Source organism: Bradyrhizobium canariense (genome assembly GCF_900105125.1).
GTDB lineage: Bacteria > Pseudomonadota > Alphaproteobacteria > Rhizobiales > Xanthobacteraceae > Bradyrhizobium > Bradyrhizobium canariense_A.
The window spans coordinates 6,801,217-6,827,507 of sequence record NZ_LT629750.1; the positions used below are offsets into that span (position 1 = coordinate 6,801,217).

Consider the following 26,291-nt stretch of genomic DNA (forward strand, 5'->3'; position numbering starts at 1 on the left):
TTATGACAGAAGAGTGAGTGATATGGTTGTCTCTGTCGATGCCATCAGGCCCGTTCTTGACCACGTCGTGGTCAATGTGATGGGCAAGCTGGGTGAGGCAGCCGAGCAATACACAAAGCTCGGCTTCCAGCTCACCGAGCGCGGCCATCACACACTGGGCTCAAGTAACAATCTCGCGATCTTTCGCGACAATTATCTGGAACTGCTCGGCTACCTGCCCGGGCGCGAAACCAAGCGCGCCGATCTGTGGACGCATCCCGCCGGGCTGACCGGCCTCGTCTTCAAGTCACCCGATGCGAATCTTGTTTATGCGGCGCTGACGGAGCGCGGCGTGCCCGTGCTCGAGCCGATAAGTTTTGCCCGGCCGGTCCAGCTGCCGGGCGGTGCGCAGGACGCGCGCTTCAAGGTGATCCGTGTCAGTGGCGAGCAGGTGCAGAACGGCCGAACATTCTTCTGCCATCACGATACGCCGGAACTGGTGTATCGGCCCGAGTGGCAACTGCATCGCAACGGCGTCACCGATGTCGTCGAATTCGTGATCGCCTCGCGCGATCCGGCGCGCACCGCGTCGCTCTACGAGCGGATGTTCGGCGCGCCGCTGCTGAAGCCCGTTTCCGGCGGCGTATCGTTTACGGCCGGTGCTGCCACCGTGCTCGTATTGAAGCCGGAGGCGGTCGCCGAGCGTTACGTGGGCGCCGCGTTAGCCGATCCCACCGGTTCGGATCGAATGGTCGCGCTGACGTTCAAGGTGACTTCGCTGGACCAGCCGCGCGCGGTGTTCGACGCGGCGAAGATTGCGTACCGGCCTTTTGAACGCGGAATCGTGGTCGATCACGCGCAGGCCGCCAACGTCGCGCTCGGGTTCACCGCGTGAGATGTATGACTTGACGAAGGGGGTTGTCCGGGACCGCGCGGAGACGATCTGCGGCAAGCCGGCCGGGCAACACGCGATCTTGATGACGCAACAGGCAGCGGATCAACGGGCGACAGCGTCGCCTGCCGCGGCCTAACAACGGAGCGATACGGAAGATGCGAGCGGTAGTCCTTCGGGAACATGGCGATAACGACAAGCTTGAATACGAGGCGGATTATCCGACGCCGAAGGCAGGCGAGGGCGACGTCGTCGTGCGGGTCAAGGCCTCGTCGATCAATTACCACGACGTCTTCACGCGTCGCGGAATGCCGGGCATCAAGGTGCCGCTGCCGGTCATCATCGGGCTCGACGTGGTTGGCGAGATCGCCGAGATCGGCACGGGCGTCGACGGCTGGAAAGTCGGCGATCGCGTTCTGATCGATCCGGTCAACCGTGTCGAAGGCGGCCTGATGGGCGAAACCCAGGACGGCGGCCTCGCCGAATTCTGCCGCGCCAAGGCCCATCAACTGGTCCGGATTCCCGATGGCGTCAGCTTCGAGCAGGCGGCGGCGCTGCCCGTTGCTTATGGCACCGCGATCCGGATGATGAACACCATCGGCCAGATCAAGGCCGGCGAGAAGGTGCTGATCCTCGGCGCCAGCGGCGGCGTCGGCGTCTGCTGCGTCCAGCTCGCCAAGCTTGCGGGCGCCTATGTCATCGCCTGCGCCGGCAATGAGGAAAAAGGGCGTCGGCTGACCGAACTCGGCGCCGACGAGATTATTCTCTACACCCAGAACGATTTCATGAAGACGGTGTTCGAGCGCCATGGCAAGCCGCATCGGCGGCGGTTTGTCGAGGGCGGCGGCGTCGATGTCGTGGTCAATTTCACCGGCGGCGACACCTGGGTGAAATCGCTGCGCTGCCTGAAGCTGGGCGGCCGACTGCTCACCTGCGGCGCCACCGCCGGCTACTCTCCCACCGAGGATATCCGTTTCATCTGGACCTTCGAATTGAAGGTTCTTGGCTCCAACGGTTGGGAGCGCGAGGATATCGAAAAATTGTTCGATCTGGTGCGGGCCGGCAAGCTTCAGGTGCTGATCGACAAAGCCTATCCGCTCACGGAGGCGAAGGAAGCGGTGCGGGTGATCGAGGATCGCGCCGTATTCGGAAAAGTCGTGGTGGTGCCGTGAGCAAGTCCGAAACCACCGCGCTGACGGCCGCCGAAATCCAAAAGATGCTGGATGCCTCGCCGTTCAACCTGTTTCTCGGCCTCACCGTGGTCAATGCGGATCCGATCAAGCAGGAAGTCACCATGCGCTCAGTGATGCGTGCGGAGTTTGAACGCCGTCCGGGATCGAAGCAGTGGCATGGCGGCGTGATCGCCTCGGTGATCGACACCGTCGGTGACTTCGCGGTCGGCATGATGGTCGGCCGCGGATTGCCGACGGTCAATTTCCGCGTCGACTATCTCAAACCCGCGGTCGACACCGCGCTGGTCGCGGTGTCGCGGGTGCGCCGCGCCGGCAAGAGTGTCGGCGTCGCCGACGTCGATGTGTTCGACGAGAAAGGCGCGCTGCTGGCGATCGGAAGAGGGACCTATTCAACACTCGAAGCAAAATAACAACGCAAACAACAACACTGGGACGGACGACGCACGACGAGGACCGGTTCGACGTAATCGAAACAAGGAAGAACGATGAACAGGTTTTCGAGACGTGACTTTCTGATGACGAGCGCGGGCGCCGCGTTCGCAACCCGCATGATCGAGCCTGCGCGCGCGGACGTCGAGGCACCAAAGCGCGGCGGCACGCTGCTCGCGACCTGGGGCGGCTTCGAGCCGCAATCGCTGTTCGTTCCCGCCGGCGGCGGATCGAGCCCGTATTTCACCTCGACCAAGGTCCACGAGCGGCTGCTCCGGCTCACGGTCGATCTGAAGTTCGAGCCGGTGCTGGCGCTCGAGATCAAGCCCGCCGCTGATTTTCGCAGTTACACGATCAAGCTGCGCGACGGCGTCACCTGGCACGACGGCAAGTCGTTCACCGCGGATGACGTCGTGTTCAACGCGATGGAATACTGGAAGCCGATTTCGGCGGGGGTGTCACTAGATGTGCTGGAAGGGGCCGAGGCGACCGATCCGCTGACCGTGGTGCTGAAATTCAAGGCGCCTGTTCCGGAGTTCTTCCTCAAGTCCGTGCTTGCCGGCAAGTCCGGCCTCGTCATTCCCAAGCACATCTATGCGGGCGGCAATATCATTACCAACCCGATCAACAACACGCCGGTTGGTACCGGCCCGTTCAAGGTCAAGGAATGGGTCCGCGGCAGCCATGTCGAATATCTTCGCAACGACAAATACTGGAACCCGTCGCTGCCCTATCTGGATCGTCTCGTGATCCGCTGGTGGCGCGACCCGGCATCGCGATCGGCGGCCTTCGAGGCTGGCCAACTCGATATCGGCACCTTCAATCCGATTCCGATGCCGGACATCGATCGTCTCATCAAGGGCGGCAAGATCATTGCCGAAACCAAGGGCTATTCTAACTCGGCCTGGGTCACCACCATCGAATTCAACCAGCGCCGCGACATCTTCAACAAGCGGGAAGTGCGGCAGGCGCTGATGCAGGCGATCGATCGCCAATTCATTTCCGACACGATCTTCTTCGGCCGCGCCCATCCCTCGATCGGCGCCATCCACTCCTCGAACTCGATCTTCTTTACCAAGGATGTCCAGGATTACCCGTTCGATTCCAAGAAAGCGGCCAAGATGCTCGATGCCGCCGGCTATCCGGTGAAGGGCGGCTCGCGTTTCAAGCTCAACCTGGTCTCGGCCGGCTGGTTCGAGGAAAACGAGAAGATTGGTCAATACATCAAGCAGGCGTTCGAGGATATCGACATCACAGTCGATCTGGCGGTGCCCGATCGCGCGACGTCGCTGAAGCGCATCTACACCGACTACGACTACGACGTCGCGATATCCAACAATTCCGGCAGCATCGAGCTGATCCCAAGCGCGACGGAGTTCTATACCACCGACGGCATCGTCAAGGGCGCCGCGTTCCGCAATGCCACCGGCTATTCGAACCCGAAACTCGACGAGGTCGTCGCCAAGATGGCGGTCGAGACCGATGAACCGAAACGGATCGCGCTGGCCAAGGACTTCGACCGCCTCGCAACCAGCGAGGCGCCGCTGTTGCCGCTGGTTGATCTCGAACCGGTGACGATCGCGCGTTCCGACGTCCGCAACCATTCCACGACCGCGGACTTCATGGGCGAAAGCTGGGCCGAACTCTGGCTCGACCGCTGAACGGAGCGCCGACTTGCGTCGCATCGTCCTTCGCCGCCTCGTGCAGATCATCCCGCTGGTGTTGGCGGTGATCGTGCTCAACTTCGTGCTGATTCATCTTGCGCCCGGCAGCCTGTTCGACGTCATGACGTCGGAGCAGCAGATCACGGATCCTTCGATGCTGGATCAGCTGCGCCACACCTACGGGGTCGACCAGCCGACCTGGGTGCAGCTGGCGAAGTATATCTGGTCGGTGATGCGGCTCGACCTCGGGTTTTCCTACCGGCAGAACGCACCGGTGCTCGACGTGATCATGGACCAATTGCCGGCCACCCTGATCCTGATGCTGTCGGCGACCGCGATCGCGCTCGTGGTCGGCGTGACTGCCGGCGTACTGGCGTCGGTCAGGGTCAATACGATATGGGACAATCTGATCTCGCTCGGCGCAGTTTTCTTCTTTGCCGCGCCGAGTTTTTGGCTCGGGATCATGATGACGGTGCTGTTCGCCGTCAAACTCGGCTGGTTTCCTGTCGGCGGCATGCGCACGATTGGCGCCGACAACGGCGCGTTCGCCGATGCGCTGGACGTGATGCATCATCTGGTGCTGCCCGCCACCGCGCTCGGCCTGTTCTACGCCGCGACCTATGCGCGGGTGATGCGCGCTTCAATGCTGGAGGTGTTCCGGCTCGACTTTGTCCGCACCGCGCGCGCCAAGGGGTTGTCGCCGGCGCGGGTCACGCTGGCGCATGTGATGCGCAACGCGCTGTTTCCGATCATTACGCTGCTCGGTCTGCAATTGGGCACGATCCTCGGCGGCAGTGTGGTGATCGAGGCCGTGTTCAGTTGGCCGGGCATCGGCAGCCTGCTGTTCGATAGCGTCATGAGCCGCAATTTCCCGATGGTGCTCGGCGTTCTCGTGCTGGGCTCGCTGCTGGTCGCGGTCGCCAATGCCGCGGTGGACCTGCTTTATCTGCGGCTCGATCCGCGTATTCGGCCGAGGTAGGCGCATGTTGACGCTGACCATCGATTTTGCCCGCCGCTTCGCCCGCAATCGTGCGGCGCTGGCCGGCCTCGTCCTGGTGGTCGTGGTGATCGGCGTCGCGTTGGCTGCGCCCTGGATGTTCCCGCGCAATCCGCTGCGCATCGTCGGCCGTCCCGAGATCTGGCCGTTCGTCAACTCGCGTTATCCGCTGGGCACGGATTCGCTGGGCCGTGATATCGCGGCGATGATCGCCTACGGCGCGCGCACCACGCTCTTGATCGGACTCTGCGCCAGCCTGACGGCAACGATCATCGGCATCACGGTCGGCGCCATGGCCGCCTATTTCGGCGGATGGGTTGACGAACTGCTGATGCGCTTCACCGAACTGTTTCAGACCATCCCGAACCTGATCTTCGTGCTGACGATCGTTTCAATTCTCGGCCAGAAGATCGAATATGTGACGATCGCCGTGGGGATCGTGAGCTGGAATCCGATCGCGCGGCTGACGCGCGCCGAGTTCCTGTCGCTGCGCGACCGCGAATTCGTCCAGGCCTGCCGTGCGATGGGAATGGGCAATCTGCGGATCATGTTCGGCGAGATACTTCCCAACGCGCTACCGCCGGTGATCGTGCTGTCGTCGCTGGTGATCGCCGGCGCCGTCCTGTTCGAATCGGCGGTGTCGTTTCTTGGCCTCGGCGATCCCAACGTCTCGAGCTGGGGACGCTTGATCGGCGATGGCCGTACCCTGATCCGCACCTCCTGGTACATCTGCGCGGTGCCGGGCGTGGCGATCATGCTCACGGTGCTGGCGCTCAATTTGGTTGGCGACGGTCTCAACGATGCGCTCAACCCCAAGCTTCGGGACCGCTAACATGGGCGTCAGCAAGGTTCCTGACGGCGCCCCGATCCTCGATATCGACAGCCTGCAGGTGTCGCTGTTCACCCGGCGCGGCGTGCTGCCCGCGGTCGACGGCCTGTCGCTGACGGTCTCGGCCGGCGAGACCGTGGCTGTTGTCGGCGAGTCCGGCTGCGGCAAGTCGCTGACGGCGCTGGCGGTCATGCGCCTGTTGCCATGGCCGCCGGCCAGGATCGTCGGTGGCGCGGTGCGCTTCATGGGACGCGACCTTGCCACCTTGTCCGATCGCGCGATGCAGCGCGTGCGCGGCAAGGATATCTCGATGATCTTTCAGGATCCGATGAGCTCGCTCAATCCAGTGGTCACCATCGGAGATCAGCTGATCGAAGCGGTGCAGTCGCATAACGACGTCTCGCGCAAGGAGGCAGAACACCGTGCCGTCGAATTGCTGCGGCAGGTCCGCATCCCGGACGCCGAACGCCGGCTGCATGATTTTCCGCACCAGATGTCCGGCGGCATGAGCCAGCGCGTCATGATCGCGATGGCGATCGCCTGCGGACCGAAACTGCTGATCGCGGACGAGCCGACCACCGCGCTCGACGTCACCATCCAGGCGCAGATCCTGGATCTGATGAAGGAGCTGCAGGCGAACTTCGGCATGGCAATGATCATCATCACCCACGATCTCGGCGTCGTCGCCGAGACCGCGGACCGTGTCGTGGTGATGTATGCCGGCCGCAAGGTCGAGGAGGCGCCGGTCGAGGCGTTGTTCGAGCGGCCGCTGCATCGCTATACACGCGGCCTGCTCGGCGCCACGCCTTCGGCGATGCGGCGGCACAGCACCAGGCTTGCCGAGATCAGCGGTGCCGTTCCGGCCTTGTCCGAGCTGCCGGTTGGCTGCGCCTTCCAGAACCGCTGCCCCGATGCCTTCGACCGTTGCCGCGCCGAACGGCCGGCCTTGATGCCGCTGATGCCAGGCCGCACCGCGGCGTGTTTCGCTGCCGAAGAGGAGTTATCGCGACATGTCGCTGCTGTCGGTACTTAGCCTTTGCGTGCAATACCAGAGCGCGCAGGGCACGGTGCGCGCGGTCGACGACGTCAGCTTCGATCTCGAGGCCGGCGAGACCATCGGCCTGGTCGGCGAATCCGGTTGCGGCAAATCGACCTTGTCCAAGGCGATCATGCGCCTGGTGCCGTGCTCTGACGGCCGCGTCGTGCTCGACGGCCAGGACATCACCAATCTGCAGGGCGCGCAGCTCAAGCCTGTGCGCAAGACCATGCAGATGATCTTTCAGGACCCTTACGGTTCGCTCAATCCACGCCACGACATCGGCACCATCATCGGCCAGCCGCTCAGCGTCGCCGGATGGTCGCGCCGCGACATCCGCGATCGGGTCGCCGAGCTGATGCAGCAGGTCGGGTTGCCGGCGGATGGCGCGCGGCGCTATCCGCACGAATTCTCCGGCGGTCAGCGGCAGCGGATCGGAATAGCCCGTGCGCTGGCTCTGAGACCGAAGGTCATCATCTGCGACGAGCCGGTGTCGGCGCTGGACGTCTCGGTCCGTGCCCAGGTCATCAATCTGCTGCAGGACCTGCAGCAGCAGACCGGCGTGTCGTATCTCTTCATCTCGCACGATCTGTCGGTGATCGAACACGTCTCCGACCGGCTGATTGTGATGTATCTCGGCCGCATCGTCGAAAGCGGGCGCGGCGCTGATCTCTGGCGGCAGCCGGCGCATCCTTACACGCTGGCGCTGCTGGCGGCGGCGCCGGTCGCCGATCCGAAGCTGGCGCGCAGCCGGACCAGAAGCATTTTGCAAGGCGAGTTGCCAAGTCCGCTCAATCCTCCGACGGGCTGCAGCTTCCACGAGCGCTGTCAGATGGCGCGCGAGCGCTGCAGCCAGGAGCGGCCGCTGCTGCGGGCGGTGTCCGGCGGCCGCATGGTGGCCTGTCACTATGACCTGCTCGAGCAGCCCGCCGGGGTGCCGCAGGCCGTGAGCGCGGCCAGATGAGTGATTTCAGGGAAAAAGGAGTCTTGCCCATGCGCTGGCATAATCTCGGTGATCTGATCGACCGCAACGGCAATCTCGACAAGGAGGCCATCGTCGATCTCGCCTTGCCCGGTGGTCCGCGGATCTACACGCATCGGCAGATTGACCGCCTCGCCGATGGGGTTGCGAACTACCTGTTCGAGCGGGGCTTCGCCCGCGGCACCCACATCGCAATCGCGGCGTTCAACCGGGCCGAATATGTTATCGCTTATTTCGGCATCATGCGGGCCGGCTGCATTGCCGTGCCCGTCAATATCAAATTGCCGCGCGAGACCGTCGATTACGTGATGGACGATGCCGCCATCGCGCTCGCCTTTGTCGATGCGGCGAACCGCGGGCTTGTGCGCGACAACATCCCGGTCATCAACTTCGACGACGCCGGTCCGAACGGGTTTGCCGCGACCGTCGCGCCCGGCATTTTTACGAGCGTGGTGGCAGGCCCCGACGAGGTTGGCCAGATGCTCTATACGTCCGGTTCGACGGGCCGGCCCAAAGGTGTACCGCTGTCGCATTATGGCCAGCTTTGGGCGATTTCGACCCGTACCAGCGGTGCGCAGAACGAAGCGGACCGCTACATCATCGCGCAGCCACTGTTTCATATGAACGGGCTGTTTGCGCTCAAGACCATCTTTGCCACCAACGCCTCGGTGGTGCTGCTGCCGGCGTTCGAGACCCGCAGCTATATCGAGGCGATCGCGAAATATAAGGTGACTGCGGCCGGCGCCGTTCCCACGATGTGGGCGAGGGTGGTCAAGGAGACCGAGCTGCTCGCGCGGAACGACATTACCTCCGTCCGTCGGCTGATGCTGGGTTCGGCGCCGATGACCATGGGGCTATGGGACAAGATCAAGCAGGCGCTGCCCAACGTCACGATCTCGATCGGCTATGGCACCACCGAGGCCGGTCCCGCGGTGTTCGGACCGCATCCGAACGGCATTCCGACGCCGCCGCTGGCGCTGGGTTATCCGATCACGCTCGACAGCGTCAAGCTGGTCAATGGCAGCGAAAACGAGGGCGTGCTGCTGATGCGCAACCCAGCGCTGATGGACCACTACCACAATCTGCCGCAGCAGACGGCCAAGGCGATCACCGACGGCTGGTACTACAGCGGCGACGTGATGCGGCGCGACGACAATGGATTTTATTATTTTGTCGGCCGTGCCGACGACATGTTCGTCTGTTCGGGCGAGAACATCTATCCGGGTGAAGTGGAAAAACTGCTTGAACGTCATCCGCAGGTCCAGCAGGCGGCGGTGGTGCCGCTGCCGGACGAAGAACGCAGCCAGGTCCCGGTCGCCTTCATCGTCACGCGCGCCAATGCCAAGCCGAGTGCCGAGGAGATACGGAAATTCACCATCGCCAATGGGCCGGCTTATCAGCATCCGCGCCGGATCGAGTTCGTCAACGAACTGCCTTGGGCCGGCACCAACAAGATCGACCGCAAATCCCTGATCGCGCGGGCGCGTTCGCTCGAAGCGGCACAAGGCTGGTCGGCGTGACAGCGCTGTCGGGCAAGATCGCGCTCGTCACCGGCGCCAGCCGCGGCATCGGCAAGGCGATCGCGCAGCGGCTCGCACGCGACGGCGCCACCGTCGCCATCCATTATCATGCCGCTGCGGAAGCCGCGAATGCCGTCATCGACGATATCATCGCGGCCGGCGGTTCGGCGTTCGCGCTACAAGCCAATCTGGCCGAACGCGGCGGCGCCACCGCACTCGCCGGAAAATTCAAGGCGGAACTGACGGAGCGATATGGCAGGGCCGAGTTCGACATCCTCGTCAACAATGCCGGGGTCGGCGGGCGCGCGACCATCGAGGACATCACGGAAGACGATTTCGAACGGATGCTGCAGATCAATCTCAAATCGCCGTTCTTCCTGATCAAGGCGCTGTTGCCGCATCTGCGCGCGGGCGGACGCATCATCAACATCTCGTCGATGGGAACGCGAGCTGCTTATCCGGATATGGCGGCCTATGCGCCGGCGAAGGCGGGACTGGAAGTGCTGAGCCGGCTGTTGGCTGTCCATCTCGGCCGTCGCGGCATCACCGTGAATGCGGTGATGCCCGGCGCGACCGCGACCGACATGAACGTCAATGCGCGCGATCCCGTCGCAAGTCAGGCGATGGCGAAGACGATCGCGCTTGGTCGCGTCGGGCGGCCGATGGACATCGCCAAGGTGGTGGCGTTCCTGGCGTCGGATGACGGTGGATGGGTCACCGGCCAGCAGATCGATGCCAGCGGCGGTCAGCGCTTGTAGGCTGCTTCCTTCCCGCGGAGCTTAGGCGCGGCGGCCGTGAGCTGCCGCTGTTGTTCAGTCACCGAGACCAAACCCGGTATTTGCATTTCGCGGCGCGCTTCGGGCCGGCGTAAGCCCTTTGCCGCGAGTTTGCGCAGGCGCTGACAAAAATTTATGCTCGCGGTTCATAAAATCCGGCAATAACATTGCTCAAATTCAGTAACAGGTAGTGGAAATTTCCGCGTCCTGCCTGGATTGGAGGCCGACATGCTCAATGAACTCGATCGCAAAATCCTCGCGATTCTGCAGGTGGATAGCAGTGTGTCGATGCAGGAGATCGCCGAGCGGGTCGGGTTGAGCTCGACACCCTGCTGGCGCCGGATCCAGAAGCTTGAAAGCATGGGCTATATCAAGCGCCGGGTTGCCCTGTTGGACGCGGAAAAACTCAACCTCGGCGTCAGCGTCTTCATCGCGGTCAAAACCAACCAGCATAATGCCGAATGGGTGCAGAAATTCCGCAAGATCGTTGTCGGTTTTCCCGAGGTGGTCGATTTCTATCGTCTCAGCGGCGACGTCGATTATCTGATCCGCGCGGTGGTGTCCGATATCCGCGCCTATGACGACCTGTACCAGCGCCTGATCGCCAAGATCGACCTGCACGACGTATCATCGATGTTTACGATGGAGCAGATCAAATCGACCACTGAGTTGCCCCTCATGAATGCGTAGGGCGGCTGGAAAGCCGCCGCCGCCCTCAATCTCACGCAACAGAATATCCTGACGACGAATCCTGATCCCACGTTGATCGTGAAGACGGGAGTGCTGGTCGCCGAACGACCGCGCCCGATTACCCGATCTGGGAGTCCCCGCAACCAGTGATTCTCGCGTAGACGAAGAACGTCTATTGGGCAGCATCTGCCTGCTGCATGCCGATGTACTCGATGGCATTGTCAGCCAGATCGTTTGGCCAGCCCACAATTCTCATCTCGCTCTCTCTAACGTTTCAAAAATCTTGCCGTTCATCAGGAGCGCGATTTCGGTCGCAGGCAGCGGCTTCTGGCATTCGGACAATGGATTGAGCCAGAAATTGGACTCGGGCAACATCTCGAACAGATTGCGCGCGGCCGCGCCAAGGCAGGTCTCGGGCTCCTTGACATAGTCGGATATGCGTTTCTTCGACGTAAAGGCGGGATGCCATCTCATGCCCTGGAATTCGACGGTGGCGACACTGATCTTTTCCTGAAATTTGAGCGAGCGGCGACGGCCCGGTTTCATTGGCGCTTCAGGAGTCAGCACATAGATTTCGGTTTCAAGCAGCGCTCGATAGAATGCGGGAACGATACCTGGATCCTTTCCCGCGGCCTGCATCAGGGCTTCGAGACTGTTTTCCGGTTCGAACACGATGATCCTCCCATGGAATATGATAATCCGATTTCTCGCATACCGCGCTTTGCGTGAAGGACAGATCGTGCCGCATTACCGGCGTCCTCCGCGATCCCAGCGATGACGCTAGCTCTGCTTGTCCCGAAGGGCGCGATAGATCGTATTGCGTGACACGCCGAGCCGGCGCGCGGTCTTGCTGATGTTGTTGCCGGTTTCCGCATACGCCGTCAGCACATGGGCGCGCTGAATCTCATGCAAGCCGTGTTCGAGCCCGCTGCTGCCCGACACCCTTTCAGGGCGCCGCTCGCTGGATGCAGGCCCGAGGAGGTTGTCGACCAACGTTTCGTCGATCAGATGTCCCGGCTCGGCCAGCGATAACCTTGACAGGACGTTGCGCAATTCGCGGATATTGCCATCCCAATTCAGCTCCGTCAGTCGATCGATTGCGCTTTCCGTCAGGTCCGCGGAGGGATCAACCTTCTCGATCAGATGGCGGGCAATCTTGGCGAAATCCGAACGTTCGCGCAGCGGCGACAATGTTACCTCGAGCGTATTGAGGCGAAACAGGAGGTCGGATCGGAAGCGGCCCTTTGCGATGGATTCGTCGAGATTGGCGTTGGTGGCGGACACCAGGAGAACGTCGACCTGGCGTTTGACGCCGCCGACCGGACGGACCGTCCAATCGTCCAGAAACCGTAGCAACACCGCTTGCAGCGTCACCGGCATATCGCCGATTTCGTCGAGGAACAGCGTGCCGCCATCCGCCTCTTTGAATAATCCGCCGGCGCCGCCTTTCTTGGCCCCGGTGAAAGCGCCCTCGGCATAACCGAACAGCTCGGCTTCGATCAGGCTATCGGGGAGTGCGGCGCAATTGACCGGGACGAAGGCGCCGGTCCGCCCGCTCGCGACATGGGCATGGCGGGCGAGTTGCTCCTTGCCGGTACCGGTCTCGCCGCGGATCAGGATCGGCATCTTGCGGGCCGCCGCACTCTCGACCCGCCGCACAACTGCCGCGATCGTCGGATCATCGGACACGAATTGCGTGGCGACTTCCTTCGGCAGCGGGGGCCGAGGTCTGGAAACTCCCTGAATCATCGGGAACTGGCGCGTGTTCTCGATTGTCGAGACGAACTGGCTGCCGACGTCGTCCTCAAGGCGCTGGCGTTCCTTGCGCCGGCCCTCGTCGAGATAGGTGCTGAACTTCGTGCGAAAGACATCGGCGAAGCGACGGCCGGGCGAGGCCGGCAAGCCGTGCAACAGGATGCCCGCGGCCCTGTTCGCCGCGAGTATCCTGCCCTCATTGTCGACGGCCAGCAGCCCCGCGCTCAACGTGTGCAAATATTCGCCGCGGTTGTGGAACGCGATCAGGATATTTCCGCGATGATGTTCGCGGAATAGCCCGTTCTCGATCTGCGTCGCCGCCATCGCGACGAGCGCCTGGGTGTGAGCCTGCCTGGACACGCAATCCGATGAAGCGTCCAGTATTCCAGCCAGTTCGCCATCGGGCGCGAAGATCGGCGCTGCGATGCAGGTCAGATTGTTGTAGCGCGAAAAAAAGTGATCGCGCCCGTGCACGACGATCACGCGTTTGAGATGGGCTGCGGTGCCAAGGCCGTTGGTGCCGCAAATACTCTCCTTCCAGACGGTGCCGGGACGAATGCTCGCCGCGTTCGAAGCGTCGCTGAAGCTTGGATCGGAGATGATGTCGAGCAGCAAGCCATCCGCGTTCGCAAAGGCAATCATGAAATTGGAACCCGCGATCTGCTGATGCAGCGTGTGCATCTCGGCGAGCGCAAGGCCGCGGACAAGCGAACAACGCTGCTGTTCCTGGCGAAGGACAGCAGGGCTGACGAATTCGGGTGTAGGCGGGCGCAGCGTGTCGAGGCCGAACGAAATGCAGCGCATCCAGCTGTCGTAAATGTCCGCCGACAACAGTTCCGCGGGCGGTGCTCCGCGCTGCTCAAGCGTCATCCATGCATTGTCGACGCGCCGGCTGGCAGGCAGCATCATCGATCCTCCCGGAACTGCTGTTCGGCATTTCCTCTTGATATTGGCCTGGTTCAGGCGTCGTTCGCGCGCCTGCGCTTTCACCGATCATAGATCAAACGAGCAAAAATCCAAATTTATCGCTGTTCGTTGCTGTCGTCTTCGAAGTGTTCCGTCTCGGAACAGTTTCGCTGTCAAGTTTGCTCCGATGCGGATCGGAGCAAACCGGCCGAGATGCAGAGAACGCAAGAAAGATCAGCTTGTTAAGAGCTTGGCACAGCCCTTGCTCACTTACTCGGCAAGACGACGTCGACGCGACAATCACAAAATAAAAATATCAGGGGGAGAGACAAATAAATGAAAGCCGCGGTGCTCCATGACTTTGATGAAAAGCTGACGGCGAAGGAATTCGTCAAATACGAGGATGTGACGGACCCGAAGATTTCGCGCCCGATGGACGTGATCGTTCGCATCGGCGGCGCCGGTGTCTGTCGCACCGATCTCCATATTGTCGAAGGCATTTGGCGCAGCAAGGTTGACGTCAAGCTGCCGTACATCATGGGTCACGAAAATGCCGGCTGGGTCGAGGCGATTGGGCCCGGAGTTGAAGGCGTCAAGGTCGGCGACAGCGTCATTTGCCATCCGCTGGTGACCAGCGGACATTGCCTCGCCTGCCGGCGCGGCGACGACATGCACGCGCTGGATAGTTCGTTTCCGGGCATCAACGCCAATGGCGGTTACGCGCAATATCTGCTCACGGGCCAGCGCTCTCTCATCAAGCTACCCAAGTCGCTCGCGCCGAAGGATGTCGCGCCGTACACCGACGCCGGACTGACGGCCTATCGCGCCGCCAAGAAAGCCTCCCGCCATCTGCTGCCCGGCGAATATGTCGCAGTGATCGGCGCCGGCGGACTTGGGCATATCGGCATCCAGGTTCTCGCTGCGCTGTGCGCGGCGGAGATCATCGTGATCGACTGCGCCGACAAGTCCCTCGATCTCGCCAAGGAGTGCGGCGCTCATCACCTCGTGAAAGCGGACGGCAATGAAGTCGAGGCCGTATTGGCGCTGACCGGTGGGCGTGGCGCCGAAGCCGTGATCGATTTCGTCGGTGAAGGCGACGCGATTGCCAAAGGCCTGTCGATGACGGCGAACGGCGGCTACTATTACATCGTCGGTTATGGCGGCAAGATCGATCTTCCGACCATCGACATGATCACGACCGAAAAGACCATCGTCGGCAATCTGGTCGGTACCTATCCCGAACTGGTCGAACTGATGGCGCTCGCGGATCGCGGCCTCGTCGATCTCCATACCAAAGAATACAGACTCAGCCAGGCCAACGACGCGCTCCATGATCTGCACAATGGGCGCATCCACGGCCGCGCTGTTCTGATCCCGTAGAAATTTTTCACAAGATGCTCAGCTTCAGTCCGGAACATCGAACCAGAGTAGTGCGAGTGACAGACGCCAGCGGGCGCGGACCGCAAATTACGGCAGAGGAGGCCGCCGAGCTGGAGCGCGCTCGGGAACGGATGCTCGCGCGGCACAAGCTGATCGAAGGCATGATTCGGAACAATGAAATGCAGCTGAAAAACGAGAGTGCCCGCGGCGGTGCAGAAATCGAGCTCGAATGCGCCCGCCGCGATGTGGCCCGGGGCGATGCCGGGGCGGGAGCAGAATTGGAAAGAGCGACTGCGCGGGTGCAGGCGCTTCACGAGGAGCATCAGCGTCTCGTCTCCGAGCGCGAATGGCTCAATGCGTCGTTGCTGGAATTTGAAAGCGGTCCTTCGGCCGGTGAACATCAACGCTCGGGGCATGCATGATGAGCAAGATCGAGATCAAGGCGGCCGGAAAGGCTGCGGCAGCCGGATCAAGCCATGCGCCGCCTCAGCACTTGGAAATGAGCGAGGAAGACAAGTCGAAAGACGCCTTCTTCATTCAGATCGCCGAAATCGCCGAGGCAATGATCGCACGGCACGGCAAGGACTTTGCAATTGGCGCCTTCGTCCTTTCGGCGAAATTCATCGCCGAGGGCAAGCCGCTGATCAACCGAACCAACGGAGGTGGGTAAGACGGTCAGCTCCGTCAAACCGGTTTGAACCAAAACTGTGATTTCGGAAATCAAAGTACCTTTACCGGACTTAAAGTTCGTTACGCCGACGCGAATTTGAAGAATGCGATCAAGAGAGCCAGCAATTGGGTTTCCTTTTGATCCCGTGACTAAAGCGAAAATGCTGAAGCCAAAACAACGTTCAAAGGAGAAGGAAATGACTGCAAGTCTGACGCTCAATAAAATTACCTCCCAGAAAGGCATAAGCATTGCCGAAGCGGCAAACCGGGTGGCCGATCTTGGCTGGACGCCAAGCTACGTGCAGGAGGCAATGACCTTTCCGACCGACTACAAGATCTCGAAGACGCCACGCGACCCGATGAAACAGGTGCTGCGGTCGTATTTCCCGATGCAGGAAGAAAAGGACAACCGCGTTTACGGGGCGTTGGACGCCGCGTTGCGCGGCGACATGTTCCGCAACGTCGAGCCGCGCTGGGTCGAATGGATGAAGCTGTTCCTGGCGATCATCCCGTTCCCGGAGATCTCGGCGGCGCGCTCCATGGCGATGGTCGGTCGGCTGGCGCCGGGCGAGGAATTGCGCACCGGCTTTACCATGCAGATGGTCGACGAGTTCCGCCACTCGACGATCCAGATGAACCTCAAGAAATGGTACATGGAAAATTATATCGATCCCGCCGGATTCGATATCACCGAGGCGGCGTTCGGCAAATGCTATGCCACCACCATCGGGCGGCAGTTCGCCGAGGGCTTCCTGACCGGTGACGCCATCACCGCCGCCAACGTCTATCTGACCGTGGTTGCGGAGACCGCATTCACGAACACACTGTTTGTGGCGATGCCATCGGAAGCCGCGCGCAACGGCGACTACGCACTGCCCACGGTGTTTCTGTCGGTGCAGTCGGATGAGTCCCGCCATATCGGCAACGGTCACTCAATGCTGATGGCGATGATCAACGATCCGTCGAACCATCAATTGCTGGAACGCGATCTGAAGTATGCCTTCTGGCAAAATCACGCGATTGTCGATGCCGCGATCGGGACTTTCATCGAATACGGCACGACCAACCGCGACAAGAACAAGGAATCCTATGCCGAGCTTTGGCATCGCTGGATTTACGAAGACTATTACCGGACCTACATGCTGCCGCTCGAGAAGTACGGCATCAAGATCCATCACGACGACGTCGCCGCCGCCTGGGATCGGATCGTCAAGAAGAACTACGTCCACAAGACCGCGCAGTTCTTCACGGTCGGCTGGTCGGTGAACTTCTGGCGCATCGAAGCCCAGACCGAAAAGGACTTCGAGTGGTTCGAGCACAAATATCCGGGTTGGTATGCCGAATTTGGCGACTTCTGGAAATGGCACGCCAAGCTCAGCGTCCCCGGCGAAACCAACATCCTCTTCAACAGTGAGGTGGGCTATGTGTACCCGCACCGCTGCTGGAGCTGCATGGTTCCCTGCCTGATACGCGAAGACTTCGTCTGCGATGAAGTCGATGGCAAGATGTACACCTATTGCTCGGAAGGCTGCCGATGGACCCACAAGGTCGCATTCTCAGCGGAATATGAAGGCCGAGCCACGCCAGCGATGGGCCGTTTCAGCGGCCGCCGTGAATGGGAAGACTGCTATCACGGCTGGGATGTCGCCGACGCGATCAAGGATCTTGGATTCGTCCGGCCGGACGGCAAGACCCTCATCGCGCAGCCGCATCTGCGCTTCGACTCCAAGGATATGTGGACGCTCGATCACGTGCGCGGACACACGCTTGGCAGCCCGCTGCGCGGATTCCGGGCGCTCTCGCCGATAGAGAGAGAAGTCGCGGTGGCTGATTATCGCAAGGGCTTCACGATCAATCCTTGCCACTGAGCATGACGAACGGAAGGGGCCGCTTCGGCGGCCCCTTTGCCGGCAAGCAGCAAGACCCTCCAGCCATTTTTTCAATCACGACGACGACAGGGCCGACATGATGACGGACGCGCAGGTTCACAAGGTTCGGTTCGAGCCGGTGGGCATCGAGATGGAAGTGGAAGAGGGCGAGACCGTGCTTGACGCAGCGTTTCGTCAGGGCATTTCGCTGATGCACGGTTGCAAGGAAGGACAATGCGGCAGTTGCAAGTCAAAGCTGATCGATGGCGACATCGAGCTGTTGAAATATTCGACCTTCGCCTTGCCGGATTACGAGAGCGAGACCAGCCACGTTCTGTTGTGCCGTACGCACGCCTTCAGCGATGTCAGCTTCGAACTGCTCAATTACGATGAAGACCTGCTCAGCCGTTCGATCGCGGTAAAGTCATTTGCCGGACAGGTCGCAAAAATCAGCGAACTGACGTCCGACATCCGGTTACTGGAAATCGAAATCGAGAAGCCCCTGAAATTCTGGGCCGGCCAATATGTCGATCTGACGCTGGGGGATGGCGCCATCACCCGTGCTTTTTCGATGGCGAACGCGCCCAGCGAAAGCAAAAACCTGCGCTTCATCATCAAGAAATATCCCAATGGGGCGTTTTCGTCGCAACTCGATGGAAAGCTGGGTGTCGGCGACGCCCTGATTGCCAAAGGGCCGTACGGCACCTGCTTCCGGCGCGAGGAGAGGCCCGGGCCGATGTTGTTGATCGGCGGCGGCTCGGGAATGTCGCCGCTGTGGTCGATCCTGGCTGATCACATCGCGAGCGAGGAACAAAGGCCCGTGCGGTTCTTCTACGGCGCTCGCACGCGCGCCGATCTCTTCTACCTCGATGAATTGGCGGCAATCGCCACCAAGCTCAAGGACTTCAAATTCATACCGGCGCTGTCGCACGCGGAGGCGGATGGCGCGTGGGCCGGGGAGACCGGATTCGTCCATGAGGTCGTGTTGCGTCATTTGCGCGAGGAGAAATTGACCGGTGCGATCGACGCCTACGCGTGCGGGCCGACACCCATGATCGACGCCGTGTTGCCGGTCCTGCAAATGAATGGCGTCGAACCGGACCATATCTATTTCGACAAGTTCACGCCGGCGGTGCGATGACGGCGTCCAGAGTTCGTCGCAGAACAAAATAGCAAAAGGGAGCTAGCCATGAGCGTACAAGCGAGCAGAGCGGCCACCAAGCCGGCATTCGTCAAATCAGGAGCCGCAGGGGCCGCGGTATTTCCGGGCTCCGATAGTCGCAAGTACAATTACTTCGAACCCAGGGGCCGCAAGGCGACCCACTACGAAGACATGACGGTCGATGTTCAGCCCGATCCCGAGCGCTATCTTTTGCAGGATTGGATCATCTCTTTCCCCGACGGAACGCCGACATATTGCAAGGACTGGACCGCGGCAAAGAGCTCCAACTGGCACAAATTCCGCGCCGTCGATCAGGAATGGGAACGCACGCATTACCAGCGCCAGTCGACGATTTGCGGCATGGTGCAGAACACCATCGAAAACGGCCGTAAATCCGGTGCGCCCGCTCGCTTCGACTCGGCCTGGGTGAAGATATTGCAGAACCATCTGGGCGCCTACAAGCACGCCGAGTTTGGTCTTGGCACTTCGACCATGCAGGCGCAGCGCTACGGCTATACGCAGATGGTCAACAACGCGATCCTGACCAACTCTTCCTACAAGCTGCGCTTCGCGCAGGATATCACGCTCTATCTGAGCGAGATCGGCCTCGACCTTCCGGGATTCGATATTTCCGCCGGCAAGCAGCACTGGCTGGAGGACCCGATCTGGCAGGGCGTGCGCAAATCAGTTGAATCGATCATGGGGTCAAACGACTATCTCGAGCAATATTTTGCGACCAATGTCGTGTTCGAGCCGCTGGTTGGCGAACTGTTCCGCTCCGGTTTCCTGATGCAGGCGGCCTCGGCGCAGAACGATTTCATCACCCCGGCCGTCGTTTCCGCGGCAGAGGCGGATTATGAGCGCAATCTCGCCAACACCGTCGAGCTGTTCCACATCCTCGGTACCGACCCAACTCACGGGACGCAGAACATTGCGCTGTTCAACAAGTGGCTGGCAAAGCACGCCGAGCTTGCACTTGATGCCGCCAATCATCTGCAGCCGATCTGGTCGCAACCGCGCGTCAAGGTCGCGACATTCGGCGACGCCTTGGGGCACGCCAAGAACCGCATCAAAGGCATAGCCTCCGAGCTTGATCTGAAAGTTCCGGCCAATCTCGCATCATAACCCGATCCTGCGCCCCTAACCCAACCCTTCAGGAGACAGCCATGCTTCAAGAGAACGACAACATCTTCAAATCGATGAAGGACATTACCTTCGAGGATACGGTTTCGCACCAATGCGGAGTCACGATGAACGACAGTGTCGAGGCACGCGCGATCGCTGACGTCATGAGCCGCCACGATCACATCAGGGTGACCTACATGCCGGCCATGATCCGCATCGACGGCGACGGCAAGATGGAATTCAAGATGGATGAAATTTCGGAGGAGCTTGGTCGCGTCATGACTCCGCATCTCTTCGAGATTTCAACCTCGACGCATTACGGCCGCATGGTCATGACGGATGATAACACGGTCATGCTGTTCGGCGACATGAACGAGATGATGAAATACATCGTTTGAAGATCGCTGCGAACAATGCCTGGCCGGCGCGCGCGCCGGCCAGGCCAATCCGGCTACGCCGATGGCGAGCCTCATAACACTCAATCCGAGCGGGAGCAGGAGAAACGCCATGTACAGGACAGCCAAGGGTGAAGAAATTTTCGTGATCGACGGGCATACCCATTTTTGGGACGGAAGCCCGGCCAACCAGAAGAATATCCACGGCAAGCAATTCATCGAATGCTTCTATGCGTACCACTCAAATCTCAGTCCGCCTTCGGAGAAGTGGGAGAAGGAGAAGTTCGAAAAATACGATGCCAAGACGATGTTCGACGATCTGTTCGTGACCGGCTACGACGACATGGCGATTCTGCAGCCGACCTATCTCACCGATTTCTACAAGAACGGTTTCAATACGACCGAGCGCAATGCGGCAATGAAGAAGAGCCACCCGGATCGTTTCATCCTGAACGGCGCCTTCGATCCACGCGACGGCACCAAGGGCCTGGAAGATTTGCATGCCCTGTCCGAAAAGCACAAGCTCAAGGGCGTCAAGCTCTACACCGCCGAATGGCGCGGCGAATCCAAGGGCTACAAGCTGAGCGACAAGGCGTCCTACAAATATCTCGAGGCGGCGCAAAAGCTCGGGATCAAGAATGTCCACGTCCACAAGGGACCGACCATTATTCCGCTTAACCGCGATGCGTTCGACGTGGCCGACATTGATGACGTGGCCACCTCGTTCCAGGATTTGAACTTCATTGTCGAGCATTGCGGCCTGCCGCGTCTCGACGATTTCTGCTGGATCGCGACCCAGGAAACCAATGTCTATGCGGGTCTGGCGGTGGCGTTGCCCTTCATCCACACGCGTCCGGGGTATTTCGCCCACGTCATTTCGGAGCTGTTGTTCTGGGTCGGGCCGGACAAGATCCTCTACGGCAGCGACTACGGCATCTGGACGCCGAAATGGCTGATCGACAAGTTCATGGCGTTCGAAATTCCCGCTGACGTCACCAAGGAAACCGGTTCGGTTTTGTCGATGGAGACGAAGACCAAGATTCTGGGCCTCAATGCGGCACGTCTCTACGGCATTGATGTCGAAGCCCAGAAGAAGAAGATCAGGGCGGGCGGGGGTTATGCCCACTTGCCCGAAGCCGTCCACGCGCCGAGGTGATCGCCATGAATGGTGGCGCCGAAGAGGCCGACCGGTCGCGCAACCGGCAGATCCATGACAAGCAAGCCGAAGTTTTGGCCTGCCTGCAAGACGTGATGGATCCGGAACTCGACGAGTCCGTAACCGACTTGAATTTCGTCACGAAAGCCGATGTGGATTCGAACAACCGGGTTCACATCGAATTCCGTCTGCCGACCTATTGGTGCGCCGCGAATTTCTCGTTCCTGATGGCGGATGACATGCGCCGTGCTGTGAACGCGCTGGACTGGGTCGAAGGCGTCAGCGTGGTACTGGGCGAGCACATGTATGCGGATAGGATCAATGCCGGCCTCGCCAGGGGGCTGTCGTTTCAGGAGACCTTCGGCGCGGAGGCCGATGGCGACCTGGATGATCTGCGTCAGACGTTTCTCGTCAAGGCGTTCCAGCGCCGGCAGGTCGCGTTGCTCAATCATCTCGTCGGGGCGGGTCACGCGCCCGAAACGATCGTGAGTCTGACGCTGGCGGAGCTCGGTTGCCTGCCGGTCGATGATGACGGTGCAAAACTGGTGCGGCGTTATCTTGAACGGCGCGCCGTCGCCGGGCCGCCAGGGGCTGATGTGCCGGCTTTCGTTGACGCAACGGGAGCGCGGTTGAAAACCGACGGCTTCGCTGCCTACGTTTCGGGCCTGCGGCGCGTCGGCATCAATGCCGAATTCAACGGCGCACTTTGCCGCGGTCTGCTTGCCGTGCGCTTCGATCTTGAAACGCCGTTCGTGCCTAAATCGAAAGCTTCGCCGGGATCATCGGATACGCAACACGTGCCCTGATGCCGGAGCGCCAGATCGAGATGAATTCGAGTAAGACGACCCCGTCGTAAAGTTGAGGATATCCAATGCCGAAAATCATGCTGCACGATGAAGCCGCGCGGGCCGCGCTGGGCAGGGGCGTCGCCAAACTCGCCAAAGCGGTGCGTGGCACGCTGGGTCCGAAGGGCATGAACGCGATCATGGATCGACCGATCGGTACGCCGATCGTGTCGCGCGATGGCGTCAGCATCGCCAGCGAGATCGAGCTTGAATGCCCATTCGAGAATATGGGCGCGCAGGTGCTGCGGGAAGTTTCGAAGCAGACCAATGACGAGGCAGGCGACGGCACCACCACCGCCACGGTCCTCGCCGACGTGCTTGTGCAGGAAGGCCTGAAGTGCCTGGCCGCTGGCGCCAACCCGGTCGAACTGGTCGAAGGGCTCGAACTCGCAGTCATCGAGACTATTGCCGCGCTGAAGCGCTCGGCCAAACCCCTGCAGGGCTCCGCCGGTCTGCGTGCCGTCGCAAGCATTGCCGCCAATGACGCGGCGCTTGGAGAAATGGTAGCCGAAGCCTTCGAGCGAGCCGGCAATCACGGGATTGTCGCGGTGGAATTTGGCAATACGGTTGAGACGACGCTGGAGATCGTCGAAGGCATGGCCTTCGAGCGCGGCTATCTCTCGCATCACATGGTCACGGATGTCGAGAAAATGCAGGTCGTTCTCGACAATCCGTTCATCCTGATGACGGATCATAAAATTCAGACCGGTGATCAACTGGCCGGTGTGATCTCGCTGATTGAAAAGAGCGGTCGGCCCTTGCTGATCATCGCCGAAGAAGTGGCGCCGCCCGTGATCATGCAGCTCTTGGCGCGCCGGGAGAAAACCAATTTCAAGGTGGCCGCGATCCATCCGCCTGAATTCGGCCATTGGCGCAAGGCGATGCTGGAGGACATCGCGATCACTACCGGAGGTCGCGTGATTTCGGTCGATCTCGGCGGCAGGCTCGAAAAGGCGGAACTGCATGATCTCGGCTCCGCGCGCCAGGTGCGGATTTCGGCCTCGAAGACGCTGATCACGGCGGGAGGCGGCGATCAAAAAAAGATCGCCGCGCGCCGCGAGCAGGTCATGCGCCAATATGATGCCGCGCCCGAAAATATCGAGCGGGACAAGTTCCAGGAACGAATCGCAAAACTCTCCGGCGGCACCGCGATGATCCTTGCCGGCGGCGCCACGCCGGTCGAGCAGAAGCGCCGCACCCAGCTGATCGAGGATGCGATCAACGCCACCCGGGCAGCGATCGAAGAGGGGATCGTGCCGGGAGGCGGACTGGCGTTACTCAAGACCGCTCCGAAACTTGACGAGATGATCGATGGGTTGAGCGGCGGCGCCAGGCAGGGTGCCGAGCTGCTTCAACGTGCGCTCAGCCGGCCGCTTTTCTACATTGCCGCCAATGCAGGCTTGAACGGTGAGGCCGAGGTTACGAGGGTTGCAAAAGGTGCGAACGGCCATGGGCTCGACGCACGCAACGGCGCATCTGTCGATCTCATCGAGGCCGGTATCATCGATCCGGTCAAGGTCTGCTACAGCGCGGTTCGCAATGCGGCCTCCGTCGCCGGCCTGATCCTGACGACGCAAACGTTGATCGCCAAGAAGCCGGACGACTACGATCCGACGGCTGGGCCCGCCTATGGCGGCGGCGCCGAGCTGCTTTGATCGCCGGAGCAGCAAAGCGGATTGTCGTCGCGAAACGGAACCGATGACACTTGCGAGCTATCTCGCAGGTCACCTCGGCTTTTTTTCTCCGAGGGCCCGGTAGATGGTGTTTCTTGAAACGCCGAGACGCCGCGCAGTTTCGCTGATGTTTCCGGCGGTCTCGGCATAGACCACGAGGATCCGGGCCCGCTGGATATCGTGCAGCGATCCCGGCGCCGTTGGCGGGGCCTTATCGATCATGGCCTGCACGCCGGCCTCGTCGATCAAGCCGCCGGTAGCGGCGAGCGTGAAGCGCGCCAGCATATTGCGCAGTTCGCGAATGTTGCCGGGCCAGGGACGCGCGGCGAGATGCGCGATGGTTGCCGGCGTGATTTCGCAATTTGGATCGATCGCGCCAAGCAGATGGCGAACGATGGCGTCGAAGTCGTTGCGATCACGCAGTCTCGGCAGCGTCACCTCGAGCGTATTGAGGCGATAGAGTAGGTCGGACCGAAAGCGTCCTTCGGCAATGGCCTTGTCAAGGCTGGCGTTGGTGGCGGAGATGAGAAAGACATCGACCTTCGATCTGACGCCGCCGACGGGGCGCACGGTCCAGTCATCAAGCAGGCGCAGAAGCACGGCCTGCAGCGCGACCGGCATGTCGCCGATCTCGTCAAGGAAGAGCGTGCCGCCGTCGGCCTCCTTGACGAGTCCGATGGCGCCGTCGCGCCGGGCCCCGGTGAATGCGCCTTCGGCATAGCCGAACAGTTCGGCCTCGATCAGACTTTCGGGAAGCGCGGCGCAATTGACGGGGACGAAGGCGCCGGTCCTGCCGCTGGCGGCGTGGGCGTGGCGGGCGAGCTGTTCCTTGCCGGTACCGGTCTCACCGCGGATCAGGATCGGCATCTTGCGTGCCGCCGCCGTCTCGACCTGACGGACAATGGCGCGAACCGCCGGATCGCGGGCGACGAAGCTGGAGGCCGTGCGCCGAACGTTATCGGCGAGATGTTGAGGTCCCGGCGTCAAATCTTTCCGGGGATGTGACGGACTTGCGGTCTCGCGGCGTTCAAAGGCGGGTTTCAAATGCTGGGCTTCGCGGTCCGCAAGGGGTGAGCGCCGCCGTGCATGCAGCACCACGATGGCGCCGATGCCGGAGCTTTCGTTGGCGACCAGATCGAAGCTCGCGTTCGGAAGCAGTTCCCTCAATTTGACCGGCCATTCATCGAAGGGAAGCGCTTTTAAAAAGCGGGTTGGTACGCCGTCGCGAACGCCGTGACGGTCATTCTGGAGCATATTCAGCGCGCGCTCGGTGGCGTGGAGGATTACGCCGCGACGGTCGAGCACGATGCACTCGTCGCTCGCCCACAGCGATCTCTTGGCGAGAAAGCGGCACAGTAATTCTTCGTGTTCCTGTCGTATTAATTGCGCCAACACGCTTTCCACGTGATGACCGACAGAAACCGCCAAAGCGAGGCTTTGCGGGTTGAACGTGCTGGCGGGGCCCGAGATATCCACCACGCCCAGCAGTTCGCCATCGGTGGGATCGTGAACCGGAACGGCAGCGCAGGTCCAGCGCTGCACCTTCGAGCAAAAATGCTCCGCCCCGCGGATCTGGACGGGTTTCGATTCCGCTATCGCTGCGCCGATCGCGTTGGTGCCGATGTCGGCCTCGCTCCATCGCCCTCCATGTTCCAGATGAACCGCGCGACCGGCGTCGATGACCCTGTCGTCGCCCTGGGTATCGATGATCAACCCGCTGGGATCGGTGAGGATCATGATTGAACTCGCATCGCTCAGAAATGTTTTCGAATTCTCGAGCGCGCAGTGAGCGGCATGACGGAGCGAAGCGTTCTTGGAACGGTGACGAAACAGTTCGGCGTCTGCAACAAGCGGTGCCCGCGCACGGTCGATCGTGACCCGATGGTTTTTGGATCTCTGCCACGATGCGGCGACCGACGATCTCAAATCGGATGATAAAGCTCCGCGCTCGACGAACTTCTCCCAAGCGGCCAGCACGTCTCGTTGGTCCATCCCGGCTCCTCCGAGGTGAAAAAAGTTCGAGACCCGCACGCTGGGGCCTCGTGATCGATCACCTGAGTGCGGGCTGCTTGCTCGCCATCGCCGCTTCCGTCACTCCAAGCGCGACGTCAAAAACCCTTCCAGGCACCCGGACGGCGGCGGCCTGTATCGAGTCGAATACCTGTCACGCATGTTCGTGAGGACGGCGGCGCCATCCAATCAAACAACCCATCCAGCGTTCACTTCCCAGACGTCACATGCGGTTCTTCGCGCCCGCTGACGGGCGCAGCCTATCCTTCTTGGCTAATTCGCGCAAAGGGGGAGTCCGGTGGTCCGGAACCTTCTGTTCGTCGGCCGGATTTGATCGGTGCAGCGCAGCATCCGGGGTTT

24 protein-coding genes are annotated in these 26,291 nt (G+C 61.0%); 20 read left to right on the forward strand and 4 right to left on the reverse strand.

What is annotated here, in order from left to right; translation table 11 throughout:
- Positions 1-22 precede the first annotated feature (22 nt).
- The 11 genes from BLV09_RS32135 (at position 23) to BLV09_RS32185 (ending at position 10,987) form a co-directional block, all read left to right on the forward strand.
- A complete protein-coding gene (locus tag BLV09_RS32135) occupies positions 23-874 on the forward strand; it encodes a VOC family protein (protein ID WP_244548863.1) in 852 nt (283 codons plus the stop codon).
- A gap of 155 nt (positions 875-1,029) precedes the next feature.
- Positions 1,030-2,043, forward strand: a complete 1,014-nt coding sequence (locus BLV09_RS32140) for a quinone oxidoreductase family protein (protein WP_100386224.1) — start codon at positions 1,030-1,032, stop codon at positions 2,041-2,043.
- Positions 2,040-2,474: a PaaI family thioesterase gene (locus tag BLV09_RS32145; RefSeq protein WP_244548864.1), complete on the forward strand. Its 435-nt coding sequence runs from the start codon at positions 2,040-2,042 to the stop codon at positions 2,472-2,474. Before BLV09_RS32140 ends, BLV09_RS32145 begins: the two co-directional genes overlap by 4 nt.
- Positions 2,475-2,549: 75 nt before the next feature.
- Positions 2,550-4,154, forward strand: a complete 1,605-nt coding sequence (locus BLV09_RS32150; protein ID WP_146690267.1) for an ABC transporter substrate-binding protein — start codon at positions 2,550-2,552, stop codon at positions 4,152-4,154.
- Positions 4,155-4,167: 13 nt separating this feature from the next.
- Positions 4,168-5,136, forward strand: a complete 969-nt coding sequence (locus tag BLV09_RS32155; protein ID WP_146690268.1) for an ABC transporter permease — start codon at positions 4,168-4,170, stop codon at positions 5,134-5,136.
- A gap of 4 nt (positions 5,137-5,140) precedes the next feature.
- Positions 5,141-5,986, forward strand: a complete 846-nt coding sequence (locus BLV09_RS32160; protein ID WP_100386227.1) for an ABC transporter permease — start codon at positions 5,141-5,143, stop codon at positions 5,984-5,986.
- Position 5,987: 1 nt separating this feature from the next.
- Entirely contained in the window at positions 5,988-7,016 is a 1,029-nt protein-coding gene (locus BLV09_RS32165) for an ABC transporter ATP-binding protein (protein ID WP_146690269.1), read from the forward strand.
- On the forward strand, positions 6,994-7,983 hold the full coding sequence (locus tag BLV09_RS32170) for an ABC transporter ATP-binding protein (protein WP_146690270.1): 990 nt from the start codon (positions 6,994-6,996) through the stop codon (positions 7,981-7,983). Before BLV09_RS32165 ends, BLV09_RS32170 begins: the two co-directional genes overlap by 23 nt.
- Positions 7,984-8,012: 29 nt before the next feature.
- On the forward strand, positions 8,013-9,521 hold the full coding sequence (locus BLV09_RS32175) for a class I adenylate-forming enzyme family protein (RefSeq protein ID WP_146690271.1): 1,509 nt from the start codon (positions 8,013-8,015) through the stop codon (positions 9,519-9,521).
- Positions 9,518-10,279, forward strand: coding sequence for an SDR family NAD(P)-dependent oxidoreductase (locus tag BLV09_RS32180; RefSeq protein WP_167558956.1), 762 nt, complete (start codon positions 9,518-9,520; stop codon positions 10,277-10,279). Before BLV09_RS32175 ends, BLV09_RS32180 begins: the two co-directional genes overlap by 4 nt.
- A gap of 246 nt (positions 10,280-10,525) precedes the next feature.
- The gene (locus tag BLV09_RS32185; RefSeq protein ID WP_100387504.1) at positions 10,526-10,987 is read left to right on the forward strand and encodes an Lrp/AsnC family transcriptional regulator; all 462 of its coding nucleotides are present in this window, start codon (positions 10,526-10,528) and stop codon (positions 10,985-10,987) included.
- Between the two features lie 252 nt (positions 10,988-11,239).
- On the opposite strand, the gene BLV09_RS32190 is transcribed toward BLV09_RS32185, so the two are convergent.
- Both BLV09_RS32190 and BLV09_RS32195 read right to left on the reverse strand, forming a co-directional pair.
- Positions 11,240-11,659, reverse strand: a complete 420-nt coding sequence (locus tag BLV09_RS32190; RefSeq protein ID WP_146690272.1) for an SseB family protein — start codon at positions 11,657-11,659, stop codon at positions 11,240-11,242.
- 108 nt (positions 11,660-11,767) lie between these two features.
- A complete protein-coding gene (locus BLV09_RS32195) occupies positions 11,768-13,648 on the reverse strand; it encodes a sigma-54-dependent Fis family transcriptional regulator (protein WP_146691400.1) in 1,881 nt (626 codons plus the stop codon).
- 336 nt (positions 13,649-13,984) lie between these two features.
- Here BLV09_RS32195 and BLV09_RS32200 point away from each other — a divergent pair, with 336 nt between their 5' ends.
- Both BLV09_RS32200 and BLV09_RS32205 read left to right on the forward strand, forming a co-directional pair.
- On the forward strand, positions 13,985-15,028 hold the full coding sequence (locus tag BLV09_RS32200) for an NAD(P)-dependent alcohol dehydrogenase (protein WP_146690273.1): 1,044 nt from the start codon (positions 13,985-13,987) through the stop codon (positions 15,026-15,028).
- Positions 15,029-15,084: 56 nt separating this feature from the next.
- The gene (locus tag BLV09_RS32205) at positions 15,085-15,450 is read left to right on the forward strand and encodes a hypothetical protein (protein ID WP_244548866.1); all 366 of its coding nucleotides are present in this window, start codon (positions 15,085-15,087) and stop codon (positions 15,448-15,450) included.
- A 47-nt stretch (positions 15,451-15,497) separates the two neighbouring features.
- Here BLV09_RS32205 and BLV09_RS37590 read toward each other — a convergent pair whose 3' ends face one another.
- A complete protein-coding gene (locus BLV09_RS37590) occupies positions 15,498-15,917 on the reverse strand; it encodes a hypothetical protein (protein WP_167558957.1) in 420 nt (139 codons plus the stop codon).
- Here BLV09_RS37590 and BLV09_RS32215 point away from each other — a divergent pair.
- The 7 genes from BLV09_RS32215 to BLV09_RS32245 all read left to right on the forward strand — a co-directional run bounded on the left by BLV09_RS32215 (position 15,895) and on the right by BLV09_RS32245 (position 23,903).
- A complete protein-coding gene (locus BLV09_RS32215; protein ID WP_100387506.1) occupies positions 15,895-17,565 on the forward strand; it encodes an aromatic/alkene/methane monooxygenase hydroxylase/oxygenase subunit alpha in 1,671 nt (556 codons plus the stop codon). The genes BLV09_RS37590 and BLV09_RS32215 overlap by 23 nt on opposite strands.
- A gap of 97 nt (positions 17,566-17,662) precedes the next feature.
- Positions 17,663-18,706, forward strand: coding sequence for an FAD-binding oxidoreductase (locus BLV09_RS32220; RefSeq protein WP_146690276.1), 1,044 nt, complete (start codon positions 17,663-17,665; stop codon positions 18,704-18,706).
- A gap of 48 nt (positions 18,707-18,754) precedes the next feature.
- Positions 18,755-19,852 (forward strand): aromatic/alkene monooxygenase hydroxylase subunit beta, encoded by a 1,098-nt coding sequence (locus tag BLV09_RS32225; protein ID WP_146690277.1) that lies wholly within the window; start codon positions 18,755-18,757, stop codon positions 19,850-19,852.
- A 41-nt stretch (positions 19,853-19,893) separates the two neighbouring features.
- Entirely contained in the window at positions 19,894-20,250 is a 357-nt protein-coding gene (locus tag BLV09_RS32230) for an MmoB/DmpM family protein (protein ID WP_100386237.1), read from the forward strand.
- A gap of 109 nt (positions 20,251-20,359) precedes the next feature.
- Positions 20,360-21,403 carry an amidohydrolase family protein gene (locus BLV09_RS32235; protein ID WP_100386238.1) on the forward strand — a complete coding sequence of 348 codons (1,044 nt, stop codon included), beginning with the start codon at positions 20,360-20,362 and terminating at the stop codon, positions 21,401-21,403.
- A gap of 5 nt (positions 21,404-21,408) precedes the next feature.
- Positions 21,409-22,209, forward strand: coding sequence for a metal-sulfur cluster assembly factor (locus BLV09_RS32240; protein ID WP_146690278.1), 801 nt, complete (start codon positions 21,409-21,411; stop codon positions 22,207-22,209).
- A 65-nt stretch (positions 22,210-22,274) separates the two neighbouring features.
- Positions 22,275-23,903 (forward strand): molecular chaperone GroEL, encoded by a 1,629-nt coding sequence (locus BLV09_RS32245; protein WP_100386240.1) that lies wholly within the window; start codon positions 22,275-22,277, stop codon positions 23,901-23,903.
- A 69-nt stretch (positions 23,904-23,972) separates the two neighbouring features.
- Here BLV09_RS32245 and BLV09_RS32250 read toward each other — a convergent pair whose 3' ends face one another.
- A complete protein-coding gene (locus BLV09_RS32250; RefSeq protein ID WP_146690279.1) occupies positions 23,973-25,913 on the reverse strand; it encodes a sigma-54-dependent Fis family transcriptional regulator in 1,941 nt (646 codons plus the stop codon).
- Positions 25,914-26,291 lie beyond the last annotated feature (378 nt).